Source organism: Methyloceanibacter stevinii, from assembly GCF_001723355.1.
GTDB lineage: Bacteria > Pseudomonadota > Alphaproteobacteria > Rhizobiales > Methyloligellaceae > Methyloceanibacter > Methyloceanibacter stevinii.
This window is the reverse complement of sequence record NZ_LPWE01000010.1, coordinates 133,180-157,621: the sequence shown is the minus strand read 5'-3', so window position 1 is coordinate 157,621 and position 24,442 is coordinate 133,180. Positions and strand designations below refer to the sequence as shown.

Below are 24,442 nucleotides of genomic sequence, written 5' to 3'. Positions count from 1 at the left end.
GCAGCATTAAGATGAAATGAGTCGGAGACTCAAATGCTGTACCACCTCTATGAGCTAAACCAGGCCGCGCTGCATCCGGCCCGGGCGGCGGCGGAAGCTACCGGATGATGTGGCGAAATCCGCTGAACCCGGCGTCCCACACGGTCGTTGGGCGAGGTGCTGCGGCTGCGCTCGAGCTCTTCGAACGTTCGACACGCCGGTACCGTAAGCCGGAGTGGGAGATCGATACGGTCACGGCGCACGGAATGACGGTGCCGGTGAAGCCGGTCACGATCCTCTCCAAGCCTTTCTGCAATTTGGTGCATTTCCAGCGCGAGTTGCCGAATGCCGTCCAGAAGAAGGACCCGAAAGTCCTGCTGGTGGCGCCCATGGCGGGCCACTTCGCGACGCTTCTGCGCGGAACTGTGCGTGACCTCCTGCCGGACCACGATGTGTATGTGACCGAGTGGATCGATGCCCGCTTCGTGCCGCGTGCGACGGGGCCCTTCGATCTCGACACGTATATCGACTACATCATCGAGTTTCTTCAAGGCTTTGGCGGCAACGTCCATGTCATGGCCGTCTGTCAGCCGACCGTGCCGGTGTTCGCGGCCGTCTCGCTGATGGAGGCCCGGCGCGACCCCAACGTGCCCCGGTCCATGGTGCTCATGGCCGGTCCCATCGATGCGCGCAAGAGCCCGACCGCGGTCAACAAATACGCGACGGGCAAGCCCCTGAGCTGGTTCCGGCAGAACGTGATCACTCAGGTGCCGTGGCCCTATCCCGGCCATATGCGACTGGTCTATCCCGGCTTTTTGCAGCTCTCGGGTTTCATGGGCATGAATCTGGAGCGGCATGTGACCGCGCACCGCGATCTGTTTCACAATCTGATCCAGGGCGACGGCGACTCGGCCGACAAGCACCGGGAGTTCTACGACGAGTTTCTCGCCGTGATGGATTTGTCCGCCGAGTATTATCTCCAGACCATCGAGAGTGTGTTCATGGAACACAAGCTGCCCAAGGGCGAGATGCGCCATCACGGGGAGCTCGTGGATCCCTCGACGATCAAGAACGTGCCGTTGATGACCGTCGAAGGGTACAAGGACGACATTACCGGGATCGGCCAGACGGAAGCGGCGCTTGAGTTGTGCACGAACCTGCCCGACTCGATGAAGGCGCATCATCTCCAAGAGGGCGTCGGACACTACGGCGTCTTCAACGGATCGCGCTTCCGCAATGAGATCCTGCCGAAGGTCCGCAAGTTCATGCGGTCCCATCAGGGGCAGGGAAACCTGCTCAAGCGGGTTCTGCAGCGCGTGGCGTGAGGCAAGCGCGCGTGTTTCCGCCACGCTCCGTGCTAGGCTGACATCTTCGGATTCGGAAGGCCGATTCGGCCTGCAGCCAGGGGATCCTGCAGCCATGGGATCGTGCATGCCTTGGGACGCCGCATGCTGAAGCGCCTCAAACTCGGACGGGCCGGGACGACCGAGATTCCGATCAACGGACTGGACGTACCGCTGGTCCTGCGCCGCAACGCGCGAGCGCGGCGATTCAGCCTGCAGGTCAGCGAAGCGCGCCGGAGCGCCGTGCTGACCGTGCCGGCTTATTCGAGCCTTGCCGATGCGCAGCAGTTCCTGTCGCGCCACATGGACTGGCTGAGGGAACGGCTCGACGGGCTATGCGACCCGGTGCCTTTCACGGACGGCGCGGTCATCCCTTTGCGCGGCCTTGCTCACCGGCTGAATTTCGTGGGCCCCGTCCGGCGGCGCGGCGTGGTTTGGATCGAGGACCCAGATGAGGCGCGGATCGCGCCGGTCTGGCCCGACGGTCTCACCGATGCGGATGACGTTCTGCCGCTCCTCAACGTGGCGGGGGAGGGGCACCACGCCCCGCGGCGCCTGCTCGATTGGTTGAAGCGTCAGGCGCATGACGATCTCAAACTGCGCGTCGATATTCACGCGAGGCGGCTTGGCCTGTCTCCGAAGCGGATCAGCGTGCGCGACCAAAACACCCGTTGGGGATCGTGCTCCTCGACGGGGACGCTGTCATTCTCCTGGCGCCTTATCCTCGCGCCACCCTTCGTGTTGGACTATCTCGCCGCGCATGAGGTTGCTCATCTCGAAGAGATGAATCACGGGCCTCAGTTCTGGGCACTGGTCGCGCGTACGATGCCGCGCCAGAAGGAAGCCCGGGACTGGCTCCACGAATACGGATCGCATTTGCACGCGTTCGGCGCAGACGGTGCGCCGCCGCCCGAGCAAGAGGACTGACGAGCGAGGTGCGTGCTTGCGGCCGCTCAGCCGCCGCCGAAGAATCCCATCACACGCTGAAACAGGGGACGTGCCCTTTGGGCAGCGCCGTTGGGACCGTTGCCCAGGAAGGGAAAGCGCGAGGCGACAGCGCCGCTGCCCTGCCACGGCATGCCGGGGCCACGCTGGCTCGGAAGCGCCGTGGGCCGCTTGTCCTTGTGAGCGGCAAGCATGATGTCGTGCCACAGCTCGGCGGGAAGCGAGCCGCCGGTGACCTTCTGCATCGGAGAATTATCGTCGTTGCCGATCCAGATTCCGGCGACGTAGTGCGCCGTGTACCCGACGAACCAGGCATCGCGCGAGTTCTGCGTCGTGCCGGTCTTGCCACCCGCCGGGTGGCGCGGAATGGCCGCGCGCCTGCCCGTGCCGTCACGGACCACCGCGCTCATCATCTCGTTCATGGCCGCGACATGGGCCGGCGCCACGACGCGCCCGACGGCCGAGCGCTGGCGTGTATAGAGCGTTTCGCCGTCCTCGGTGCGAATGTGCGTGATGACATGGGGAAGCACGCGCGCGCCCCCGTTCGCGAATGGCGCGTAAGCGCCCGTTAGTTCGACCAGAGTCACTTCGGACGTGCCAAGCGCGAGCGATGGCTGCGCATAGAGCTTCGAATTGACGCCGAGACGTTGAGCGGTCTGCGCGACGCGGGCCGGCCCGACATCGGCGGTCAGCTTCACGGCCACCGTGTTGATGGAATGCGCGAGCGCGTAGCGTAACGAGACCCGGCCCTTATAGGTGTTTGTGTAATTCGAGGGCTTCCAGCCGCGAATGTTGACCGGGCCGTCGATCGCCACGGATCCCGGCCCGTATCCGGCTTCCAGCGCCGCGAGATAGACAAACGGCTTGAAGGCCGAGCCCGGCTGCCGGCGCGCGTTGAGCGCGCGATCGTAGGGGCTGTTCTTGTAAGAGCGGCCACCGACAAGCGCCCGCACGGCGCCGGTGTTGGGATCGAGCACGACCACGGCGCCTTCGCCTGCATGCAGCTTGCGGCCCTTCCCATCCAGGAGCTTGCGCAGACTTTCTTGCGCCTGCCGCTGCAGTCTTGCATCGATCGTCGTTTGCACGACCAGGGCATCGTCGTGATGGCCTACGTATTCCGGCAGCAATTCCGCGACCCAATCGACAGCATAGGGAAAGCCCGTGGCGTCACCCTTGGCCTGCAGACGCAGCGGCTGCTGTCCCGCCTTCTGCGCTTCCGCCGCCGTGATGAAGCCGGCCTCGACCATGTTGTCGAGCACGACCTGGGCGCGGGCGCTCGCCGCCTTGATGCTGCGGGTTGGCGCATAACGCGACGGGGCTTTGAGCAGCCCGGCGATGACCGCAGACTGCGCGAGCGTCACATCGCGAGCGGATCGGCCGAAATAGTGCCGGGCGGCCGCCTCCACGCCATAGGTCCCGCCGCCGAGATAGACGCGGTTGAGATAGAGCTCGAGGATCTCGTCTTTGGTGAAGCGCTGCTCGAGCCAAGCGGTGTAGACCAACTCTTCGAGCTTCCGCATCACGGTGCGCTCGGGCTTCAGGAACAGGTTCTTTGCAAGCTGCTGGGTGATGGTCGAGCCGCCTTGCACCACGCTGCCGGCCCGGAAGTTCCGATAGCTCGCCCGGATCAGGCCGCCGACATCGACGCCCCAATGATCGTAGAAGCGCCGGTCCTCGGTCGCGAGAACCGCCTTGATGAGATAGTCGGGCAGCACGTCGACGCGGATATGGCCGCGACGCAAGCCCCGCTCGGCGAGCACCGAGCCGTCGGCGGCGAGCACGGTCACGTTCGGCGGCCGGTCGTCCAGCGTCGCAAGCAGCGGATCGGGTACGCGCGAAATGAAGAACAGCACCGCGCCTGCGAGGACGAGCATGCCGAACAGCGAGGCGACCAAGCCCAGCTTGGCGGTGCCCATAAAAAAGGGATGGCGTTGGGAGAAGCGCTTATAGCGGCTCCAGAGACCGCCGCGTTTGCCGCGCGTCCGGCGGGTGGACGGCCTTCTGCGTGCGGTCGAACTCGTACGCGACGTCTTTGTCCCGGGTGACTTCGGCGCGGACGAACGGGATCGCGCGCGTCCTTGGCCTGTGCCTTGAGGTTTGGGCCTGCGCTTCGCGCCGCTCATACGCAATTACACTCCGTGCAAACGATGGAGATGGGCCTTGCCGCCGCCGCGGCAGAACCTTCGCCACGTCAAGACCTTGGGGTCTTCCACTGGAAGCAACCTAGGATAGCCATGTTGCCATCCCGTTAAGGAATGTGGCCTGACAGCGCGGTTAGACGTCCAAATTGGCCACTTGCAGCGCGTTTTCCTGGATGAATTCGCGCCGTGGCTCGACGACGTCGCCCATCAGCCGGGAGAAGATGTCGTCGGCGTCTTCGCCTTCCCTGATCTTCACCTGCAGAATGGTCCGCGTTTCGACGTCGAGGGTGGTTTCCCAGAGTTGCTCGGGGTTCATCTCGCCGAGGCCCTTGTAGCGCTGCAGCGAGAGACCCTTCTGCCCCGTCTCCATCACGGCGCCGAGCAGATCGGACGGCCCGTGCACGGCGAGGCTCGTGTCTTTGCGCTTCAGCGTGGCGGGTTTCGCATAGACCTCCTGGAGGTGCCCGGCATAATGGTCGAGCTTGAGCGCGTCTGCCGACGCGATGAACGGCCCGTCGATCAGATGGGATTCCATCACGCCCCGGAGCTCGCGCCAGAAGCGCAAGCCGCCTTCCGCCAGTGCTTCGCCCTCCCAGCCCTGCTCGGTCTCGTCCGACAGCGCATCCAGCCGGCGCGCGATGTAGTCGGCGGCCTCTTGAGCCTGGGTGACTTCTTTCAGCATTTTCGGATTGAGAACGCCGGCGATCGCCGCCTGCTCGACGATGAAGCGGGGATAGCGGTTGTGCAGGCCGCTCAGGATCGATGTGATCTTGCGGGCCTTCTCGACGATGTCGCGCAAGTCCGCGCCACCGCGCGCCGCGTCGTCGCCCGTCATGAGCACGGCGTCCACCAGCCCTTCGTCGATCAGATAGTCCTGAAGGCTAGGCTCGTCCTTGAGATAGCGCTCTTGGTTGCCGCGCTTCACCTTGTAAAGCGGGGGCTGCGCGATGAAGAGGTGGCCGGCCTCGATAATCTCCGGCATCTGCCGGTAGAAGAACGTCAGCAGCAGCGTACGGATATGCGAGCCGTCCACATCGGCGTCCGTCATGATGATGATCTTGTGGTAGCGCAGCTTCGCCAGGTCGAACTCATCGCCAATGCTGGTACCAAGCGCGGTGATCAGCGTGCCGATCTCGGCGCTCGACAGCATCTTGTCGATGCGTGCCCGCTCAACGTTCAGGATCTTGCCGCGCAGGGGCAGCACTGCTTGGAAGCCCCGCTCGCGCGCCTGCTTGGCGCTGCCGCCGGCCGAGTCGCCCTCGACGAGGAAGATCTCCGACTTCGCCGGATCGCGCTCCTGGCAGTCGGCCAGCTTGCCCGGCAGGGACGCCACATCGAGCGCGCCCTTTCGCCGCGTCAACTCACGCGCCTTGCGCGCCGCTTCGCGGGCCGCCGCGGCCTCCACGATCTTCTGCACGATATTGCGCGCTTCGTTCGGGTTCTCCTCGAACCATTGCGACATGCGTTCGGACATGACGCTTTCCACCACGGGGCGCACTTCCGAGGAGACGAGCTTGTCTTTCGTCTGGCTTGAGAATTTCGGATCCGGCACCTTCACCGACAGCACGCAGGTGAGACCTTCGCGCGCATCGTCACCCGTCAGCGACACCCGCTCTTTCTTGGCGATGCCGGATTCGGCGGCGTAGGTATTCACCGTGCGGGTGAGCGCCGCGCGGAAACCGGCCAAATGCGTGCCGCCGTCGCGCTGCGGAATGTTGTTCGTAAAACACATGACGTTCTCGTGGTAGCTGTCGTTCCACCACAGCGCCGCTTCCACGGTGATGCCGTCTTGCGTTTTCTCCACCACGACGGGCTCGGAGATCAGCGGGTGTTTCGTCCGGTCCAGGAACTGCACGAACGCCCGCAGGCCGCCTTCGTAGTGCATCTCTTCCGACTTCGGCTCGACGCCGCGCAGGTCGGTGAGGTTGATGCGCACCGCTGAATTCAGGAACGCCAGTTCGCGCAGCCGGTGTTCGAGCGTCGCATAGTCGAAATCGACCATGGTGAACGTCTCGGTCGACGGCACGAAGGTAATCTGCGTGCCGGTCTTGCCGCCGGAGTCGCCCACCACTTCGAGAGGTCCTTCGGGCACGCCGTTGGCGAAACGCATCGCATGTTCCTTGCCGGCCCGCCAAACGGTCAGGTCGAGCCGGCTGGAGAGCGCGTTGACCACAGAGACGCCCACGCCATGCAGGCCACCCGAAACCTTGTAGGAGTTCTGGTCGAACTTTCCGCCCGCATGGAGCTGGGTCATGATGACCTCGGCGGCAGAGACGCCTTCGCCCTTATGGATCTCGATCGGGATGCCACGGCCATTGTCGTTGACCGTCACGGACCCGTCCGCGTTCAGCACCACGTTGATCATGTCGCAATAGCCGGCGAGCGACTCGTCGATCGCATTGTCCACCACCTCATAGACCATGTGATGGAGGCCCGAGCCGTCGTCGGTGTCGCCGATATACATGCCGGGACGTTTGCGCACGGCATCGAGGCCCTTCAGAACTTTGATGGACTCGGCGCCGTAATCGGCCGCGGCTTCAGCCTTGCGTTTGGCAGCAGGTGTCATGGTCTACGAATGTACTTTTGGAAACGGTTTCGAGGGTCGTTCGAGGGCCAGGCAAGGGTCCCAAGCGGGGGTGCCGGCGAACGTGTGAATCATGGAGATATTATACCCCGATTCACGTCCAGAATCTGAGCACTTTGTGCCAAAGGCGAAAAAAGTTCCTTGTCCGTTCCGGTCATCCAGGCCTGGACTTTTAGCCTTAGAATCTCGGCAAAAAGGGCCTCGCGCCGGACGCCGTCCAAGTGGGCCGCAACCTCGTCCAGGAGCACGAGCGGGGCGATTCCTTCCATGGTCTTGATCAGCTCTGCCTTGGCGAGGACGAGGCCCAGCAACAGCGCCTTTTGCTCGCCCGAGGAGCAGATGGCGGCAGGGGCGTTTTTCGGCCCGTGGACCACCAGAAGGTCGCTTCGATGCGGACCTTCGAGCGTGCGGGACGCGGCCCGGTCCCGCTCCCGGCCTTCCTCCAACAGGATCCGAAAGGCATCTTCGGCCTCGGTTGCGACCGCCCGCAAGGTCGGCCTCGACCGTCCCATGCAGCGCCAGCACCGCGTAGGGGAAAGGGGTTTGGCCTTGGGCTTCGCGCCGCTCGTCGATGAGCGCGGAGAGCCGCTCCACCGCGTCGAGCGCGCCGCGGCGATGGCGATGCCCGCTTCGGCCATCTGCTCTTCCAGCCCCTCGAACAGGCTCTTCCCGTACTCGCGCATCTGGAACAGCCGATTGCGCTGGCGCATGGCCCGCTCATAGCGGCTGAGCGATGTTCTAAGACCGGGCGCGATCGCGACAACGAGACGGTCGAGGAAGCGCCGCCGGTCGGACCCGCCGCCGGTGAAGAGCCCATCCATGGCCGGGATGAGGAAGACCTGTTTCACGTAGTCGCCGAGTGCACCGGCGCTCGAGTCCTTGCCCGCGATGCGGACGGTACGCCCCGTGCCGTCCTCGCCCACTCGTTGCGCGAAACCCGTGCCGATATCGAGTTCGCCATGGCGCGTCCGCACGTTCGCGGCGATAGCAAAGCCGCCCTGGCCGTCCTTGCGCGCAAGCTCGGCATAGGGACGTCCGCGCAAGCCGTGGCCGGGACCGAGCAGAGACACCGCTTCGAGGAGATTTGTCTTGCCCGATCCGTTGTCGCCGACGAGGACCACCGGGCGCGCGTCGAGGTCCAGCCGGGCGGACGCGTAGTTGCGAAAGTCCGAAAGCTTCAGGGTGCGGACGGAAAGGGTCGTTGTGCCGGTCTCGGCCGGGTCGGTCTGGTCGATCTTTATCGTGTGCTCGTTTGGGCTCGCGGTCATACCCGCATCGGCATCAGCACGTAGAGGGTCGATGTATCTTTCACGTCGCGCACCATCGTCGGCGAGCCGGGATCGGCGAACAGGAATTCCGCCGTCTCGCTTTCGAGCTGCTGCGCGATGTCGAGCAGGTAGCGGGCGTTGAAGCCGATCTCGAGCGGATCGGCGTCATAGCTGACCGGCAACTCCTCCGTGGCGCTGCCGGACTCCGGATTGTTGACCGTGAGCGTCAGCGTGTCGCCGGAGAGGGCGAGTTTCACCGCCCGGCCCTTATCGTTCGAGAGGGTCGAGACCCGGTCCACAGCCTGCTCGAAGGTCACGTTGTCCAGTTCGAGGCGCTTATCGTTGCCTTGCGGGATCACGCGCTCATAGTCCGGGAACGTGCCGTCGATCAGCTTCGAGGTAAGAACGATCTGACCGGCGGACACACGGATCTTGGAGGGCGACAGCTCGATGCGAATGTCCTCGTCGCCCGCTTCCGTAAGACGCAGCAGGTCCGCCACCGTCTTGCGCGGCACGATCACGCCCGGCATGCCCTTGGCGCCGGCCGGCAGAGCGATCTCCACCTGCGCCAGCCGGTGGCCGTCCGTGGCGACCGCCCGCAGCGTCTCTTTGCCGTCGGTCTCGGCGGCATGCAGATAGATGCCGTTCAGATAGTAACGGGTCTCTTCGGTCGAGATCGCAAAGCGGGTTTTTTCGATCAGCCGCTTGAGGTCCGCCGCCGGCACCGTGAAGGCATGGTCGAGATCTTCGACCGACAGGGTCGGGAAATCGTCGGCCGGCAGCGTCTGCAGCGAGAACTGCGCCGGGCCGGAGGTGATGGTGAGGCGTTCCTGTTCCGCATCGCGGTCGATCGCGATGTCTCCGTCCGGGAGTTTGCGCACGATGTCGTTGAACATATGCGCGGGCACCGTGACGGCGCCGTCGGCGGCGATGGTGCAGTCCACCGTCTCGACCACTTCCATGTCGAGATCGGTGGCGGTCAGCTTCAAGGCATTGTCGCCTGCCGTCAGCAGCACGTTGGACAGGATCGGTATCGTGTTCCGGCGCTCGACCACGCTCGCCATATGGGCGAGGGCTCGGGCGAGTTTCGGCTTCTCGATAGTTAGGCGCATGGTTGGAGAGTATCCCGAAATCTAGCGTCTTTTCCGCTGAACGGTCCCCCGTCCAAGACCCGCATTCCGGCTGAGCCAGGGCTCCCCTTGGAGCCACCGCGCTCCCGATGGAGCCTTGGGGAGGCGGGCGAAAAACCCGCGTCAAAAAACCCCAGTGAACTTGCAGTGATGCGGCGGAATTTGCAAGTGCGCCACGCGTTCAAGGGGGCCGTGATTGGGGCCGTTGGCGAAGCGCGATGGCGTCTACAATAGGCGGCGGGCCCGGAGCAGCGAACTCCGGGCCTCGCGAGCCTCAAGCCCTAGTCGCGCAGGAGCCGTTTCAGCAGCTCGATCTCCTCCCGGAGCTGCGTGTCGTCACCCATTAGCTGCTCGATCTTGCGGATCGCATGCAGCACCGTCGTGTGGTCGCGGGTTGCGAAGCGGCGTCCGATCTCGGGCAGCGACCGGGACGTTAGCAGCTTGGCCAGATACATCCCGATTTGCCGGGGCCGCACGATGGAACGGTTGCGGCGCCCGGACAGAAGGTCGCTGCGGTTGACGCCATAGTGCTTGGACACCGTCCGGCCAGGATGTCGTCGATGCCGCACCCGGCGGGGTTCGGCGCCGCGCATGAGATCGCGCACGATCTGTTCCGCCACGGCGATGGTGACCGGCTCGTCGGTGAGCTGGTAGCTCGCCCGCAGACGGTGGACGGCGCCTTCAAGCTCGCGCCCGCTCTCGGTCAACCGCTCCGCCAGGAACGCGAGGACCGTGTCCGACACTTCCAGGCCGTTCGTTTCCGCGCACGCTTCCAGCGCCCGCTTCTCGAGGATCTTGTGGCGCAGGTCGTAGTCCATGGCCTTCATTTCGGCCACAAGACCACCGCCGAGACGGGAGCGCATCCGCATATCGAGCTTGTCGAGATGGGTCGGCGCCCTGTCCGCGGCCACGACCACCTGCCGTCCGCCATCGATCAGCGAATTCAGCGTATGGCAGAACTCCTGCTGGATGGTCGGGCCCTGCAGGAACTCCATGTCGTCGATCAGGAGAATATCGATATTGCGGAGCTTCTCCTTGAAGGCGAGGGCATCGCGTGCCCGCAAGGCCTGCACGAAGCCGGACATGAAGCGTTCGGCGGTGAGATAGAGAACCTCGGCCTCAGGCTTCTGCCGCTTCACCTCCCAGGCGATAGCATGCAGGAGGTGGGTCTTGCCCAACCCCACGTTGCCATGAAGAAACAACGGGTTGAACGGAGACTGCGGGCTCGACGACGACAGCGCCACCTGATGGGCCGCCGCGTGAGCGAGCTTGTTGGTGTTGCCGACGACAAAGCTGCCGAAACTCAGGCGCGGGTCCAACGGCGACCCCCTCGAAGCGTCATAGCCCGTCCGCAAGGGCATCGGCAGGGCCGAGCGTTCCGACAAGACCTGCGGCGACACCGGGCGCGGGATGCACGCATCCTTCGGCGGTTCGACCGTGAAATGCGGTGTCCGTACGGAGAACTCCAAGCGTTCCGTATCGGGCCACTCGCCCTGAACCTGCCGCAGCACGGTGTCGTAATAATGGGTTCTGAGCCAGTTGCGCAGGAAGCGCGTCGCGACCGTTAGATGGATGACGCCGCCCGCGATGTCGTCGACTTCGACGCCCCGAAACCAGCTTGCGTAAACGTCCTCTCCCAACTCGCCGCGCAGCCGGGATTTGACTCGCGTCCAAGCTTCGCCTGGGCCGCATTGTTCCTTTTGATGGACTCCATGGTCGTGAGCCCGTGCTTGTGCCTCTGCCACGATATTGTTCTTTCCCTAATCATTTTTTGTCGCGCCAACACGCACCGTACGCAGCTACTGAAGCGGCCAACAATCTTGGACGCAGACCATCCCGACAGTTCCAATGACTGGCTTCCTAGCCCTGTAGCCAGGGGAGCCCAGTCGCTTTCCAACCAGACAGGATGCCCCGATGCCTATCGTCGTCGAGCGGTCCTTCGAACCCCTCCGAGACGTTGTGACAAGCGCGATACCCCGCCGACGCCATCGCGTTGGCGCGGCCAAGCTCCGGCTACCAGAACGGCAAATGAAGAAAAGATCGTCGTCTACTTGGACACCGAGAGCCTGCAACTCGTGTGCAAGCCGATCGGCAAAGCGCGGGTCGACGGACTGGTCGGGAAAGGTCTGCCACTCAACAAGGACAGCCCGTTTGCCGAGGGCCCCCAGATCCGGGATGCCCACATAAGTCCACTCCGCGCGTGTACGCACATCGACTAACTGCGATCGAGGATTCCCCTGGAGAGCGCTCCAGGTCGACGCCACATCAACCTCATCGACCGTGTAATTGTCCATGCGCGCGCCCAATATCGAGCCTCCTCCCCAAATTCATGAGCACGGTACAAGTACAGAATTCGTGCCACCCACTATCCGTGGTGATCTTGTGCGATTTACGCACGTAATATTCACAACTTACGCATAAGCATTCCACAAGATGTTCATGAAGCCCCACGCTTAAGACAAAGAAATCCTGTCTCGGCAACGGCCAAGATCAAGGTACTCGATTGTAAGGAGGGGACTTCCCCGTTCGGATAACTAGACTATACACACGCCCTTCCCACCGATCAAGCAAACGAGATTCTGGCTCAGATCAGTATTCGTCAGTAGACTCACTGATGATCGGCGCCTCCCAAGCCTCTGTGCAAAAAGCGTGAATCGGCTGAGTCACCGAGACCGGCCTTACGCGCCAAAGCCTTTTTGCGCTTTTGGAGCCCGAAAATTTTTTTTCTAGGGACATTCGGTGGAAAAGTGAGGCGCCGGGGCCACAACTGGCAGGCGGCGTTTGCATGACAGAGCCGTCAAGCAATTGATATCTCAGTGTCAAGCAATTGAGACAAACGCGCAGCACGTCGGGTGCAAGGTCCGCGTCGCGCAATGCAAGCACAAACGTGCGGGAGGGAGCGCCGCTCCAAACGTCCGGCGGAAGCGACGTGGACCCGCGCGCGGGCGCGGTGGGATAGCCGCGACGGCCACGGCGCGCACGCGTTGCTGGCGTGCGGCGCGATCCCTGGACGGCGCGACCGCCGCAAGAAGACGCGCAAAGACCGCCCGGCGCCGCGTGAATGCGGAACCGGGCCGGTCCGTCATGTCATCTCATGAAGAGCCGACGAGGCGCGTCTGTACGCACCCAGTCTGTTAGGCACCTGAGGTGCTACGCACCCATCGCGCCGACGCGCTTGGCGAGGCGCGAAACCTTCCGCGACGCCGCGCGGCGGTGGAGGATGCCAAGCTGGGCCGTGCGGGCGACAACCGGCTCGGCGCTGCGCAGGGCAGCCTGAGCGGCATCCTTGTCGCCGGAGGCGATCGCCTCCTCGACCTTGCGCAGGTAGCTGCGCATATTGCTCCGCCGGGTCTATTGACGGCGGTACGACGGGTAATCTGGCGAACGGCTTTCTTCGCCGACTTGGTATTGGCCATGTTCAGGATCCTTGAGGGCTTCCGGTCCGCACGGGGCGGCTCTCAGGAAGCGCCGTAAATACGAATTTGGCATGCTCTATACAGAGCGCCCTCCGAGGCGTCAACCAGGGCTGGAATTAGCGGTTCTTGAATTGGGGTTTCCGCTTTTCGATGAAGGCGGCCATCCCCTCTTTCTGATCTTCGGTGGCGAATAGCGAGTAGAACTGGTTCCGCTCGAAGCGCACGCCTTCCGACAGGGTCGTGACGAAGCCCCGATTGATCGACTCCTTGATCATCATGACGACGTGGACCGGGAAGTCGGCGATCTTGGTGGCCGCCTTCATGGCCTCGTCGTGGAGCGACTCCACCGGGACGACGCGGCTCACGAGGTTTGAGCGCTCGGCCTCGTCGGCGCGCATCTGCCGGCCGGTCAGGCACAGCTCCATGGCCTTGGCCTTGCCCACGGCGCGGGTCAGGCGCTGGGTGCCGCCGGCGCCCGGCATGATCCCGAGATTGATCTCCGGCTGACCGAAGACCGCGTTCTCCGCAGCCAGGATGATGTCGCAGGACATCGCCAGTTCGCAGCCACCGCCAAGCGCGTAGCCGGCGACTGCGGCGATGATCGGCTTGCGGGTCGCGGCGATCGTGTCGTAGGGCGCGAGGAACGCGGTGCTGTATGCCTCAACGGACGTCTTGCTCTGCATCTCCTTGATATCGGCGCCTGCCGCGAAGGACTTCTCGCCACCGGTAATGACGATGCAGCCGATCTCGGGATCCTTGTCGAAGATGTTGAGCACTTCGCACAGCTCGCCGACGAGTTGCGAGTTGAGCGCGTTGAGCGCCTTCGGGCGGTTGAGTGTGATGACCCCGACTTTGCCCTCGCGCGTCACGATCAGCGTTGCGTATTCCTTGGTGGCTGGTTCTCCGCCGACCGTGGTCTGATCCATATACATGTGTGTCAGTTCCCTTATCTCTGGCAGATTGGACAGTAGAAGGTTGAGCGCCCGGCTTGCGCGATCCGGTGGATCGTGCCGTTGCAGGCCTCTCGCATGCAGCGCGCATCCTCCCGGCCATAGGTGCGGAAGCGGTGCTGGAACCGGCCCAGCCGCCCGTCCGTATGGCGGTAGTCGCGCAAAGAGGAGCCGCCCGCACGAATGGCGTCGTGCAGGACGGAGGTGATGGCTTCGACCAGCGCGCTCGTCTTGCCGGTCGGGCGGCCTGTCTTCGTGGCGAGCGTGCCGGCCGCCCGCGTGGGCGAGAGCCCCGCGCGGTGGAGCGCCTCGCATACATAAATGTTTCCGAGCCCTGCGATGAGCCGCTGGTCCAGAAGCGCCGATTTGATCGGCGTGGTCTTGCCCTTCAGCCGGCCGGCGAGCCAGGCGGGCGTCAGCTCGTCACCGAGCGGTTCGATGCCGAGGTCCTTGAAGAGCGCGTGCGACTCAAGTTCGCCGGCTTTCGCGAGGTCCATGATCCCGAAGCGGCGCACGTCGGAATAACGGACGGTCGATCCGTCGCCCAAGTGGAAGACGATGTGCTCGTGCTTGGGGAAGCCGAACGCGGCCGATGGGGCCGGGTCATGCACGAAGTCGCCCGGCGCGGCTCTTTCGGCGCCCGCCTTCTCGATGGCGAAGCGGCCCGTCATGCCCAGGTGCATGATCAGCACCTGGCCGTCGTCCAAGCGCGCCAGGAGATATTTCGCCCGACGGTCCAGCCCCTCGATGGCGCGGCCGGTCAGCCGCTCGCTGAACCGCTGGGGCAGGGGAAAGCGCAAGTCCGGGCGGCGCTGCTCCACGCGCGCGAACGCGTTGCCCACAAGCACGGGCTCCAATCCCCGGCGCACGGTCTCGACTTCAGGCAGTTCTGGCATGGGCCTCGAAAGTCCTCAGGGGCAGAACGAGTGTCGGAAAATGAGGGTTTCCAACACTGCGCCGGTACGCTGCAGTGCAAGGTCACCATCATTGCACCGCAACAATAGCGTGAACTCAGGGCTTAGGCTATTGTCCGCTGCCATGCCAGATGACGTGAAAAATCCAGACGATTCCGGGACCGAGACGAGCTTCGGCTTCGCCCGCGTTTCGGAGACCGCCCGCCAGGGCCTCGTCAACGAGGTCTTCTCCAAGGTCGCCAGCCGCTACGACCTGATGAACGATCTGATGTCGGGCGGGCTGCACCGCCTGTGGAAGGCGGACCTCGTGACCGCGCTCGCCCCGCCGAAGTCGGACGTGCCCTTCGCCCTAATCGACGTGGCGGGTGGGACGGGCGACGTCGCGTCGCGCTTTCTCGATGCGGCAGGCGCTGGCAGCTCGGCCACCATCTGCGACATCTCCAAGGAGATGATGGAGGAGGGCAAGCGGCGCGCGAAAGGCCGCGAGCGGCTCTCCTTCGTTCAGGGCAACGCCGAGAGCCTGCCCTTCGAGGACCGCCGTTTCGACGCCTATACGATCGCCTTCGGCATCCGCAACGTCACCCATATCGACGCGGCGCTCGCGGAAGCCTATCGCGTCCTGAAGCCGGGCAGCCGGTTTCTGTGCCTCGAGTTCTCGAGCGTCGAGATGCCGCTGCTGGACCGGGTCTACGACGCCTATTCGTTCAATGCGATTCCCGCGCTTGGCCGCCTTGTCGCCGGGGATGCGGAGTCCTATCGCTATCTCGTGGAAAGCATAAGACGCTTTCCCAGTCAGGAACGCTTCGCCGAGATGATACAAGATGCCGGGTTCGAGCGTGTGCGCTACCGGAACCTGTCCGGCGGCATCGCCGCCATCCACTCGGGCTGGCGGCTTTAGAGCATCGTGCGAAAAAGTGGATACCGGTTTTTCGCGAGAAACGATGCGGCACCAAAAAAGACAGGGCTCGAAACGTTCTGGTTCCATCGGAACCTATTGAGCCTGAAGTGAGGCGATAGACGTGAACGCCATTGCGAATATGGCGCGGCTGACCAAGGCGGGAGCGACGCTTGCCTGGAGCGGCGCGCGGGTCCTGCCGGACGATGCGCGCGTGTCCGGCCCGCTGGCCGTGTTCGGCCGGGTCACGGCACCCTTGCGCAAGAAGGGGGCTACGGAGAACGAGGCGCGGCTGTCGTCGGCGCTCACGTCCCTCGGGCCGTCCTACATCAAGCTCGGCCAGTTCCTCGCCACGCGGGACGACATTGTCGGCCGGGAGCTCGCGCGGGATCTGTCGACCCTGCAGGACCGCCTGCCGCCGTTCTCGCAAGGACAAGCGGTCAAGCTGGTCGAAGCCGAGCTCGATGCCCCGATCACCGAGCTCTTCGTCGAGTTCGGTCCGCCGGTGGCCGCGGCTTCCATCGCCCAGGTGCACAAGGCCAAGGTCAAGGTACCTGACGGCAGCCTCAAGGACATGGCGGTGAAGGTGCTGCGCCCCGGCATCGAGCAGCGCTTCAAAAAGGATCTTGATTCTTACTTCTTCGCCGCGCGGATGATCGAGCGCTTCCATGCGCCCTCGCGGCGCCTCCGCCCCATCGCCGTCGTGGACACGCTGGCGAAGTCGGTCGCGATCGAGATGGATTTGCGCATGGAGGCGGCGGCCATCTCGGAGATGGCCGACAACATCGCCGGCGACGAAGGCTTCCGCGTCCCCACCGTCGATTGGAAGCGTAGCGCCCGCCGCGTGCTCACGCTCGAATGGATCGAGGGCACGTCCATGGGCGATATTGAGGCGCTCAAGGCCAAGGGACATGACCTCAAGGCGCTGGGCGCGACGCTGATGCAGACCTTCCTGCGCCATGCGCTGCGCGACGGCTTCTTCCACGCCGATATGCATCAAGGCAATCTCTTCGTCGATGCAAAAGGGTGCATCGTTGCAGTCGATTTCGGCATCATGGGGCGCCTCGGCATGAAGGAACGGCGCTTCCTCGCCGAGATCCTGTACGGCTTCATCACGCGCGATTACCGCCGCGTCGCCGAGGTGCATTTCGATGCGGGTTACGTGCCGCGCAAACATTCCGTGGCGCAGTTCGCCCAAGCCCTCCGCGCGATCGGCGAACCCATCATGGACCGTCCCGCCAACGAGATATCCATGGCCCAACTTCTGGGGCAGCTGCTGCAGTACACGGAAGTGTTCGACATGCAGACCCGGCCCGAGCTGATCATGCTGCAGAAGACCATGGTCGTGGTCGAAGGGGTGGGCCGGACGCTCGATCCCGAGTTGAACATGTGGGTCGTGTCGGAGCCGATCGTGAAGGAGTGGCTCGAGAGCCAGCTCGGCGCGGGCGCGCGGATCGAGCAGGCCGCCGAAGGCGCCGCGTCCGTCGGCCGTTTCGTCGGCGATCTGCCGAAGCTTTTGCGCCAGGCCGAACGGACGGCGGATTCGTTCGGTGCCATGGCCGAAGACGGACTTCGTCTGGACGATGAGAGCGTGGCGCGGCTGGCCCAAGCGCAGAAATCACAGGACCGCTGGACGCGGCTAGGCATCTGGGTCGGTGCGCTCGCACTGCTCGCCATCGCCGTCTCGCAGATCTTCTGAGGCCGATCCGGAGGCCGTGGCTGTGATAGACTATCGGCTGAGAACCCAAGGACTGATCCGATGCTGAGCGGCAAGCGCATCCTCCTGATCGTCGGCGGCGGCATCGCCGCCTACAAGGCTCTGGAACTCGTCCGCCGTCTGCGCGAGCGAGGCGCCTCCGTGCGCGTCGTCTTGACCGAAGGCGGGGCGCAGTTCGTGACGCCGCTCTCTTTTGCGGTCCTATCGGGCGAGGAGGCCTTCACTGATCTTTTCGACCTCAAGGACGAGGCGGAGATCGGCCACATCCAACTCAGCCGCGAGGCCGATCTCGTCGTGGTGGCGCCGGCGACCGCGGACCTCCTCGCCAAGATGGCGAACGGGCTTGCGAACGATCTGGCGTCTACCGTGCTCATGGCAACCGATAAGACGGTGCTCGTGGCGCCGGCCATGAACGTTCGCATGTGGGAGCATCCCGCGACCATGCGCAACGTCGCGACGTTGCGCGCGGATGGCGTGCGCTTCGTCGGCCCCGAGGCAGGCGACATGGCGTGCGGCGAGTTCGGTCCCGGCCGCATGGCCGAGCCCGAGGACATTGCCGATGCGATCGAGCGCGTGCTTCCGGGCGCGCGCGGCGCTTCGCTTGTGAGCCGTCACGTTCTGATTACGTCCGGGCCGACCTATGAGCCCATCGATCCCGTGCGCTACATCGCGAACCGCTCGTCGGGGAAACAGGGGCATGCGTTGGCGCGGGCCGCCAAGGACATGGGCGCGCGCCGCACGCTGATCTCGGGCCCGACACATCTGCCGGACATTCCAGGCGTCACGACAGTCAAGGTCGAAACCGCCGCGGACATGCTCGATGCTGCCCTCGGCGCGCTTCCCGCCGATGTCGCGATCTGCGCCGCTGCCGTCGCCGATTGGCGCGCGGCCACCCAAGCGTTGGAGAAGCTGAAGAAGGAAGAGGGCCAGACCGCGCTCAGTCTCGCGCTCGCCCGCAATCCGGACATTCTTGCGACCCTCGCGGCTCCTGGCGCGCGGCGGCCGACGCTCGTCATCGGCTTCGCGGCGGAGACCGAAACCATCATCACCCATGCCCAGGAGAAACTGAGCCGGAAGGGCGCGGATTGGATCGTCGCCAACGACGTGTCGCCGGATACGGGCATCATGGGCGGCGACCGTACCGAGGTCCATCTCGTCTCGGCCTCGGGCGTCGAGGATTGGCCGGCCATGGGCAAGGACGAGATGGCTGTGAAGCTTCTCGGCCGCGCCGCCGAAGCGCTGCATGCCATGCAGCTCGCGGCGGAATAAGGAGGCCGGATGAAGCCTCGCCTGCGCGTCCTGCGGCTCCCGCATGGAGAAGGTCTGCCGCTGCCGGCCTATCAGACCGACCACGCGGCCGGGTTCGACCTTGTAGCGGCGATCGGCGAAAACGAGCCCGTCGTCTTGAGTGCCGGCGCGCGTGGGGCCGTGCCCACGGGGCTCGTGTTCGAATTGCCGGAAGGCTATGAGGCGCAGGTGCGGCCGCGCTCTGGGCTTGCTTTGAAGCACGGCGTGACGGTGCTCAACAGCCCCGGCACGATCGATGCGGATTATCGTGGCGAGGTGCAGGTCGTGCTGATCAATCATAGCGACGAGCCGTTCCGTATCGCGCGCGGCGATCGCATTGCCCAGGTGGTCATCGCACCGGTCACATGCGTGGAGATCGCCGAGGTCTCGGATGTGGGTGAGACAGCGCGCGGCGCGGGCGGCTTCGGCTCGACCGGCTGAGCGTTCCAGACGCGCGGTCCCTTTGCGCGCCCGCCGACGCCATTCGGCCAAGGAGATGCTTCGATCAACACCATGCTGACAGACCAGGAAATCGCCCGCTACCGCCGCCATCTCGTGCTGAAGGAGATCGGCGGCGAGGGCCAGCAGCGCTTGAAGGCGGCGCGCGTGCTCGTGGTGGGCGCGGGCGGCCTCGGATCGCCGCTGATCCTCTATCTGGCGGCGGCCGGTGTCGGCCAGATCGGTATCATCGACGACGACCGCGTCAGTCTGGACAATCTCCAGCGCCAGGTTCTGCACGGCACCGAGTCCGTCGGCATGCAGAAGACGCGCAGCGCCGCGAACACCGTCTGGAGCCTCAACCCTCATGTGGACGTGAAGCTCTTCACGACGCGGCTCGTGGCGGAGAACGCGCTGAGCATTGTCGGCGCCTTCGACATCGTCGCCGACGGCTCCGACAACTTCGCCACGCGCTATCTCGTCAACGATGCCTGCTATCTCGCCAAGCGGCCTCTGGTCGCCGCCGCGCTCGGACCGTTCGACGGACAACTGACCACCTTCCGCGCCTTCGAGACCGATGCGGACGGCCAGCCCAATCCCAACTATCGCTGCCTGTTTCCGGCCCCCCCGCCGGACGGGACGGTGCCCGCCTGTTCGGAAGCCGGCATCCTGGGGGCGGTGGCGGGCGTGCTGGGCTGCCTTCAGGCCGTGGAGGTCGTCAAGGAGCTTCTGGGCATCGGCGAGGGGCTCGTGGGCCGGCTCATGCTCTACGACGCCCTCCAGGCCCGTTTCTCGCAAGTAGGCTATGCCTGGGATCCGGAAAACCCCCTGAACGGCAGAAACCCCAGCCTCAAAGACCTGTCGCACCATATCGGCTGAGGCCTAGGCGCGGCTGCTGGAGCCTTGGCGTGGCCTGCTGGAGCCTTGGCGTGGCCTGCCGGAGCCCTGGCGTCGCCCTCCGGAACAGGATTTCTCAACCTTTTGACGGCACGATTTCCCCGTGAAACTCTAAATTGATCGTGTGAATATCAATTGTGGGATCGCCTGGCGGCCGTGCCGGGGCCCCGCGAATGGGGCTGGTGCGATGTCCGACGAGCCAAGGCAACAGACGATCACCGCCCAGTGCGCCATCGCCGGCGGAGGGCCGGCGGGCGTGATGATGGGGTTCCTGCTTGCACGCGCCGGCGTGAAAGTGGTCGTCCTCGAGAAGCACGCCGATTTCTTTCGCGATTTTCGCGGCGACACGATCCACCCCTCCACACTCGAAGTGATGGACGAGCTCGGCCTGCTCGATGCCTTTCTCGAACTGCCGCACCAGAACGTGGACGAGCTCAGCGTCGAGATCGGCGATCGAACGCTGAAGGTTGCCGACTTCTCGCACCTTCCGACGGCGGCGAAATTCATTGCGATGATGCCGCAATGGGACTTTCTCGATTTTCTCGCCGCGCAGGGGAAGGGGTATCCGAACTTCGATCTGCGCCTCGGCGCCGACGTTGACGAACTCCTGACCGACAACGGCAAGGTCGTCGGGCTGAAATCGGCAACCCATGAAGGCGATCTGGAGGTCAAGGCCGATCTGGTCGTCGGCGCGGACGGCCGTCACTCGACGGTGCGGTCGCTTGCCCGCATGGAGGTCGAGGACATCGGCGCCCCCATGGACGTGCTGTGGATGCGTGTGTCGCGTAAGCCGGAGGACGGCGATGCAACCTTCGGCCGGGTCGAGCCGGGCCGGTTCTTCATCATGATCAACCGCGGCGACTATTGGCAGTGCGCCTATGTCATCCCCAAAGGCGGGTTCAACCAGTTGCGGCGCAATGGCCTTGAAGCCTTCCGGCAGATCATCATGGCGTTGAAGCCGTCCCTCGGCGCGCGCGTTCGCGAGCTCGAGACCTGGGACGACGTGAAACTGCTGTCGGTCCGCGTCGATCGGCTGAAGAAATGGTACCGGCCGGGGCTTCTGTGCATCGGCGATGCGGCCCACGCCATGTCCCCGATCGGAGGCGTGGGCGTCAATCTCGCCGTCCAGGACGCCGTCGCAGCCGCCAACATCCTGGCATTGCCCCTGCTCGAGCGGAATGTCTCCGAGGCCGATCTCGCGCGGGTGCAGAAGCGCCGAACCTTACCCGTCAAGCTGACGCAACGGCTGCAGGTCTTCCTGCAGGACCGGGTGGTCACCAGCGTCCTGACGGCGAAGGAGATTACGGAAATCCCATTCCCGGTGCGGATCTTGAATGACTTTCCGTTGCTCCGGCGCATTCCGGGCCGGATCATCGGCCTCGGCTTTCGGCCCGAGCATGTCGCCCTGCCGGAAGTGGCGCGGATGACCCGCGCCTGATCCTGCCTAGAACATGGCCGGGTGGACGCGATCCGGCGGCGCGTGGCCGTCGAGGAACGTCTTGATGTTGACGATGACCTTCTCGCCCATGTCGACGCGGCCTTCGAGCGTGGCCGAACCCATGTGGGGGAGCACCACGACCTTCTCGTTCCGCAGCAGTTTGGGATTGACGGCAGGTTCGTGCTCGAACACGTCGAGCCCGGCACCGGCCAATTCATGGTTTTCGATCATGCGGGCGAGAGCGTTCTCGTCGATGACCTCGCCGCGAGCCGTGTTGACGATATAGGCCGACGGCTTGAGCAGCGCGAGGCGGCGCGCCGACAGCAGATGATAGGTCGCCGGCGTGTGCGGGCAGTTGATGGAGATGATGTCCATCCGCGCCAGCATCTGGTCGAGGCTGTCCCAATAGGTGGCCTCGAGCGACTTCTCGACATCGGACGGGACCCGGCGCCGGTTGTGATAGTGGATCTGAAGGCCGAACGCCTTGGCGCGCCGCGCGACCGCCTGACCGATCCGGCCCATGCCCACAATACCGAGGCGCTTGCCGTAGATGCGGTGACCCAGCATCCAGGTGGGCGACCAGCCTTGCCATTCGTCGCTGCCGGATTTCAGCAGCTCTGCGCCCTCGGTCAGCCGCCGCGGGACGGCGAGAATCAGGGCCATGGTCATGTCGGCCGTGTCCTCGGTGAGGACGCCCGGCGTGTTAGTCACGATGATGGCCCGGTTGCGCGCCGTGTCGAGATCGACATTGTCGACGCCGGTTCCGAACTGGGCGATGAGCTTGAGGTCCGGTCCGGCCTGGCTCAGGACGGTGCGATCGATGCGATCGGTGACGGTCGGCACGAGCACATTGGCTTCCTTCACGGCGGCGATCAGCTCGTCCCGCGTAAAGGGCCTGTCCTCGAGGTTGAGCCGCGCGTCGAACAACTCCCGAAGCCGTGTCTCCACGACATCCGGTAGCTTACGCGTGACGATAACGAGCGGTCGTTCAGTAGCCATAAGTCATGTCCCGTCAGAAGGCTGGGCGGTCCCGAGCCCTAGTTTTCGTAGAATTCTGCGCCCTGTCTAACAGAAGCGACTCCGAGAGATAAAGCGTCAACTTGGCCCAACTGTGCCGCACGGGCCCCCAAGATGGCCCCTCTGGCCTGCGGAGCCACGATCCGTTCACTTTTCTCCGCCATTCAGAAGGTAAGATTCGGTTTCTGAGGGGTGAATTGATGGGCAATCGCAGGACTGCACGGCTGGGAACGGCGCTGGCACTGGCTGGAGGCGCTCTTCTGGCGGGGCTGGTTCTGCACGGGTCTTCCTCGCCGGTCGCCGCGGCGGAGGTCGTCGTCCCCATAGCCGCGAACGGCAAGAGCTCGGGCCTGCGCGTGCCGCGCTTCGTCAGCCTCAAATCCGACAAGGTCAATGTCCGGCGCGGTCCCAGCACCGATCAGTCGATCGTCTGGGTATTCTCGCGGGCCGGTCTTCCGGTGGAGGTTATCGCCGAGTTCGAGAACTGGCGCCGGGTCCGGGACAGCGAAGGCGCCGACGGCTGGGTCTTCCACAGCCTCCTCAGTGGACGGCGTACCGTCCTCGTCAGCCCTTGGAGCAAGAGTCAGCAGGCCCCGGTTTCGATCCCGCTTCACAGCAGCCGGTCCGCCGGGTCAGGCGTCGTCGCGCAGCTTCAACCGGGGGTCTTGGGCGACCTCGTCGAATGCGACGGCTCCTGGTGCGAGCTGTCCATCGGTAACTATTCCGGCTACGTGCAGCAGGAGAAGCTGTGGGGCGTGTATCGGGATGAGAAGTTCGAGTAGCGCGACGTCCGCTGGCGCCGGCAAGATCGCAGGCCTCTAGAAGAGAGGTCTAGCCGTCCTTGTCGACGAGACGGACCAGCACGTCCACCCGCGAGATCACCTTGCCGTCAGGCGCTTGGGGCAGCCCTTCGATGCGGATCGCGCTCGTGTCGATATCGAGCAGGTCCGCGCTGTCCTCGCAGAAGAAGTGGAAATGGTTGGACGTGTTGGTGTCGAAATACGTCTTCGCGCCTTCCACGGCCACGGCGCGCAACAGGCCAGCCTCGGTGAACTGGTGGAGCGTGTTGTAAACGGTCGCCAGCGAGACAGGGACCTGTGAAGCGACGGCTTCCTCGTGCAGGCGTCGGGCCGTCACGTGCCGGTCGCCTTCGGCGAAGAGCAGGCGGGCGAGGGCGAGACGCTGACGCGTGGGCCGAAGCCCGGCACCGCGCAGCAGCCTTGCTGCGTCGCCGGCCGGAGCATCTTGGGATCGTCTGCGGTCGTGATCTCTGTCATCGTCTCGTTCGAATAAGTCATTGAAGCTGGGAATATAGTGGGAACCCACGGCGACCGCAATGCTATGTCCTGGCGCACGTTTTGGTACCTTGACCTGCGTCATTTAACGGCGCCAAAAGACGCCCTGGGCCGGGCGTTGTCAGGCGGGGTTTTGGTGGGCCCGGGCATGTGTTAGGAAACCTGCCCACCGAATGGACCACATTTCCAACGAAGGACAAATGAGCGTGCAAGAACCACTGGCGGAACGGCAGTCCAGCTTCGACTATGAGGATCTGCTTGCGTGCGGCCGGGGCGAGCTGTTCGGCCCTGGCAATGCGCAGTTGCCCCTGCCGCCCATGTTGATGTTCGACCGGATTCCGCTGCTGGAGCCGGCTGGCGGCGAATTTGGCCGCGGCCGGATCGTGGCGGAATTGGACGTGAAGCCCGATCTGTGGTTCTTCGCCTGTCACTTCCAGGGCGATCCGGTTATGCCCGGCTGCCTTGGTCTGGACGCACTCTGGCAGATGCTCGGGTTCTTCCTCGGCTGCACGGGCGCAGCCGGCAAAGGGCGGGCGCTCGGGGTTGGCGAGGTGAAGTTCTCTGGCATGGTGGTGCCGACGGTCAAAAAGCTCGAATATGTCGTCGACGTGCAGCGGGTCATCAGCCGCAAGTTCACCCTTGGGACCGGCGATGGCTTGCTCAAGGCCGACGGCGAGACGATTTACACGGCCAAGGACCTCAGGGTCGGGCTGTTCCAGGCGGAAGAGGCCGCACCCGCCGGTGCATAGACGCTATGTCGCGGCACAGGCCGCAAGGACGTTGAGCCA

At 64.4% G+C, this 24,442-nt stretch carries 19 protein-coding genes and 2 pseudogenes; 10 read left to right on the top strand and 11 right to left on the bottom strand.

What is annotated here, in order from left to right; genetic code table 11:
- Positions 1 to 104 precede the first annotated feature (104 nt).
- Both AUC70_RS04615 and AUC70_RS04610 read left to right on the top strand, forming a co-directional pair.
- Complete coding sequence (locus AUC70_RS04615; protein WP_425283578.1) at positions 105 to 1,304, top strand: polyhydroxyalkanoate depolymerase; 1,200 nt, start codon at positions 105 to 107, stop codon at positions 1,302 to 1,304.
- A 123-nt stretch (positions 1,305 to 1,427) separates the two neighbouring features.
- A complete protein-coding gene (locus AUC70_RS04610) occupies positions 1,428 to 2,249 on the top strand; it encodes a M48 family metallopeptidase (protein WP_069444137.1) in 822 nt (273 codons plus the stop codon).
- A 26-nt stretch (positions 2,250 to 2,275) separates the two neighbouring features.
- Here the strand turns inward: AUC70_RS04610 and AUC70_RS04605 are convergent, their stop codons facing one another.
- The 9 genes and pseudogenes from AUC70_RS04605 to mutM all read right to left on the bottom strand — a co-directional run bounded on the left by AUC70_RS04605 (position 2,276) and on the right by mutM (position 14,652).
- Positions 2,276 to 4,183 (bottom strand): transglycosylase domain-containing protein, encoded by a 1,908-nt coding sequence (locus AUC70_RS04605; protein ID WP_069443799.1) that lies wholly within the window; start codon positions 4,181 to 4,183, stop codon positions 2,276 to 2,278.
- 358 nt (positions 4,184 to 4,541) lie between these two features.
- Positions 4,542 to 6,974, bottom strand: a complete 2,433-nt coding sequence (gene gyrB, locus AUC70_RS04600) for a DNA topoisomerase (ATP-hydrolyzing) subunit B (RefSeq protein ID WP_069443798.1) — start codon at positions 6,972 to 6,974, stop codon at positions 4,542 to 4,544.
- A gap of 89 nt (positions 6,975 to 7,063) precedes the next feature.
- Positions 7,064 to 8,260, bottom strand: coding sequence for a DNA replication/repair protein RecF (gene recF / locus AUC70_RS04595; RefSeq protein ID WP_083241250.1), 1,197 nt, complete (start codon positions 8,258 to 8,260; stop codon positions 7,064 to 7,066).
- Complete coding sequence (dnaN, locus tag AUC70_RS04590; RefSeq protein WP_069443797.1) at positions 8,257 to 9,372, bottom strand: DNA polymerase III subunit beta; 1,116 nt, start codon at positions 9,370 to 9,372, stop codon at positions 8,257 to 8,259. The genes recF and dnaN overlap by 4 nt, the downstream gene beginning before the upstream one ends.
- 299 nt (positions 9,373 to 9,671) lie before the next feature.
- On the bottom strand, positions 9,672 to 11,135 hold the full coding sequence (dnaA, locus tag AUC70_RS04585; protein ID WP_083241249.1) for a chromosomal replication initiator protein DnaA: 1,464 nt from the start codon (positions 11,133 to 11,135) through the stop codon (positions 9,672 to 9,674).
- Positions 11,136 to 11,250: 115 nt separating this feature from the next.
- Positions 11,251 to 11,684 (bottom strand): annotated as a pseudogene (locus AUC70_RS18745) (rhodanese-like domain-containing protein).
- Positions 11,685 to 12,540: 856 nt separating this feature from the next.
- Positions 12,541 to 12,806: pseudogene (rpsT, locus tag AUC70_RS04575) on the bottom strand (30S ribosomal protein S20).
- A 116-nt stretch (positions 12,807 to 12,922) separates the two neighbouring features.
- Complete coding sequence (locus AUC70_RS04570; protein ID WP_280138222.1) at positions 12,923 to 13,738, bottom strand: enoyl-CoA hydratase; 816 nt, start codon at positions 13,736 to 13,738, stop codon at positions 12,923 to 12,925.
- A gap of 14 nt (positions 13,739 to 13,752) precedes the next feature.
- Positions 13,753 to 14,652 (bottom strand): bifunctional DNA-formamidopyrimidine glycosylase/DNA-(apurinic or apyrimidinic site) lyase, encoded by a 900-nt coding sequence (mutM, locus tag AUC70_RS04565; protein ID WP_069443796.1) that lies wholly within the window; start codon positions 14,650 to 14,652, stop codon positions 13,753 to 13,755.
- A 142-nt stretch (positions 14,653 to 14,794) separates the two neighbouring features.
- Between mutM and ubiE the strand changes: the two genes are divergently transcribed.
- From ubiE to AUC70_RS04535, 6 genes are all read left to right on the top strand, one after another.
- Entirely contained in the window at positions 14,795 to 15,568 is a 774-nt protein-coding gene (gene ubiE, locus AUC70_RS04560; protein ID WP_069443795.1) for a bifunctional demethylmenaquinone methyltransferase/2-methoxy-6-polyprenyl-1,4-benzoquinol methylase UbiE, read from the top strand.
- Between the two features lie 121 nt (positions 15,569 to 15,689).
- Positions 15,690 to 17,264: a 2-polyprenylphenol 6-hydroxylase gene (gene ubiB, locus AUC70_RS04555; protein ID WP_342021957.1), complete on the top strand. Its 1,575-nt coding sequence runs from the start codon at positions 15,690 to 15,692 to the stop codon at positions 17,262 to 17,264.
- Positions 17,265 to 17,324: 60 nt separating this feature from the next.
- Entirely contained in the window at positions 17,325 to 18,551 is a 1,227-nt protein-coding gene (coaBC, locus tag AUC70_RS04550; protein WP_069443794.1) for a bifunctional phosphopantothenoylcysteine decarboxylase/phosphopantothenate--cysteine ligase CoaBC, read from the top strand.
- 9 nt (positions 18,552 to 18,560) lie between these two features.
- The gene (gene dut / locus AUC70_RS16685; RefSeq protein ID WP_069443793.1) at positions 18,561 to 19,010 is read left to right on the top strand and encodes a dUTP diphosphatase; all 450 of its coding nucleotides are present in this window, start codon (positions 18,561 to 18,563) and stop codon (positions 19,008 to 19,010) included.
- A 72-nt stretch (positions 19,011 to 19,082) separates the two neighbouring features.
- Positions 19,083 to 19,886: a HesA/MoeB/ThiF family protein gene (locus AUC70_RS04540; protein ID WP_069443792.1), complete on the top strand. Its 804-nt coding sequence runs from the start codon at positions 19,083 to 19,085 to the stop codon at positions 19,884 to 19,886.
- A 205-nt stretch (positions 19,887 to 20,091) separates the two neighbouring features.
- A complete protein-coding gene (locus AUC70_RS04535) occupies positions 20,092 to 21,342 on the top strand; it encodes an FAD-dependent oxidoreductase (protein WP_069443791.1) in 1,251 nt (416 codons plus the stop codon).
- Between the two features lie 6 nt (positions 21,343 to 21,348).
- Here the strand turns inward: AUC70_RS04535 and AUC70_RS04530 are convergent, their stop codons facing one another.
- Positions 21,349 to 22,341 carry a 2-hydroxyacid dehydrogenase gene (locus AUC70_RS04530; protein WP_069443790.1) on the bottom strand — a complete coding sequence of 331 codons (993 nt, stop codon included), beginning with the start codon at positions 22,339 to 22,341 and terminating at the stop codon, positions 21,349 to 21,351.
- A 218-nt stretch (positions 22,342 to 22,559) separates the two neighbouring features.
- Here AUC70_RS04530 and AUC70_RS04525 point away from each other — a divergent pair, with 218 nt between their 5' ends.
- A complete protein-coding gene (locus tag AUC70_RS04525) occupies positions 22,560 to 23,141 on the top strand; it encodes an SH3 domain-containing protein (protein ID WP_083241248.1) in 582 nt (193 codons plus the stop codon).
- Positions 23,142 to 23,190: 49 nt separating this feature from the next.
- Here AUC70_RS04525 and irrA read toward each other — a convergent pair whose 3' ends face one another.
- Positions 23,191 to 23,577: an iron response transcriptional regulator IrrA gene (gene irrA / locus AUC70_RS17840; protein WP_069444132.1), complete on the bottom strand. Its 387-nt coding sequence runs from the start codon at positions 23,575 to 23,577 to the stop codon at positions 23,191 to 23,193.
- 295 nt (positions 23,578 to 23,872) lie between these two features.
- Between irrA and fabA the strand changes: the two genes are divergently transcribed.
- A complete protein-coding gene (gene fabA, locus AUC70_RS04515; RefSeq protein WP_069444131.1) occupies positions 23,873 to 24,403 on the top strand; it encodes a 3-hydroxyacyl-[acyl-carrier-protein] dehydratase FabA in 531 nt (176 codons plus the stop codon).
- The last annotated feature ends 39 nt before the right edge of the window (positions 24,404 to 24,442 follow it).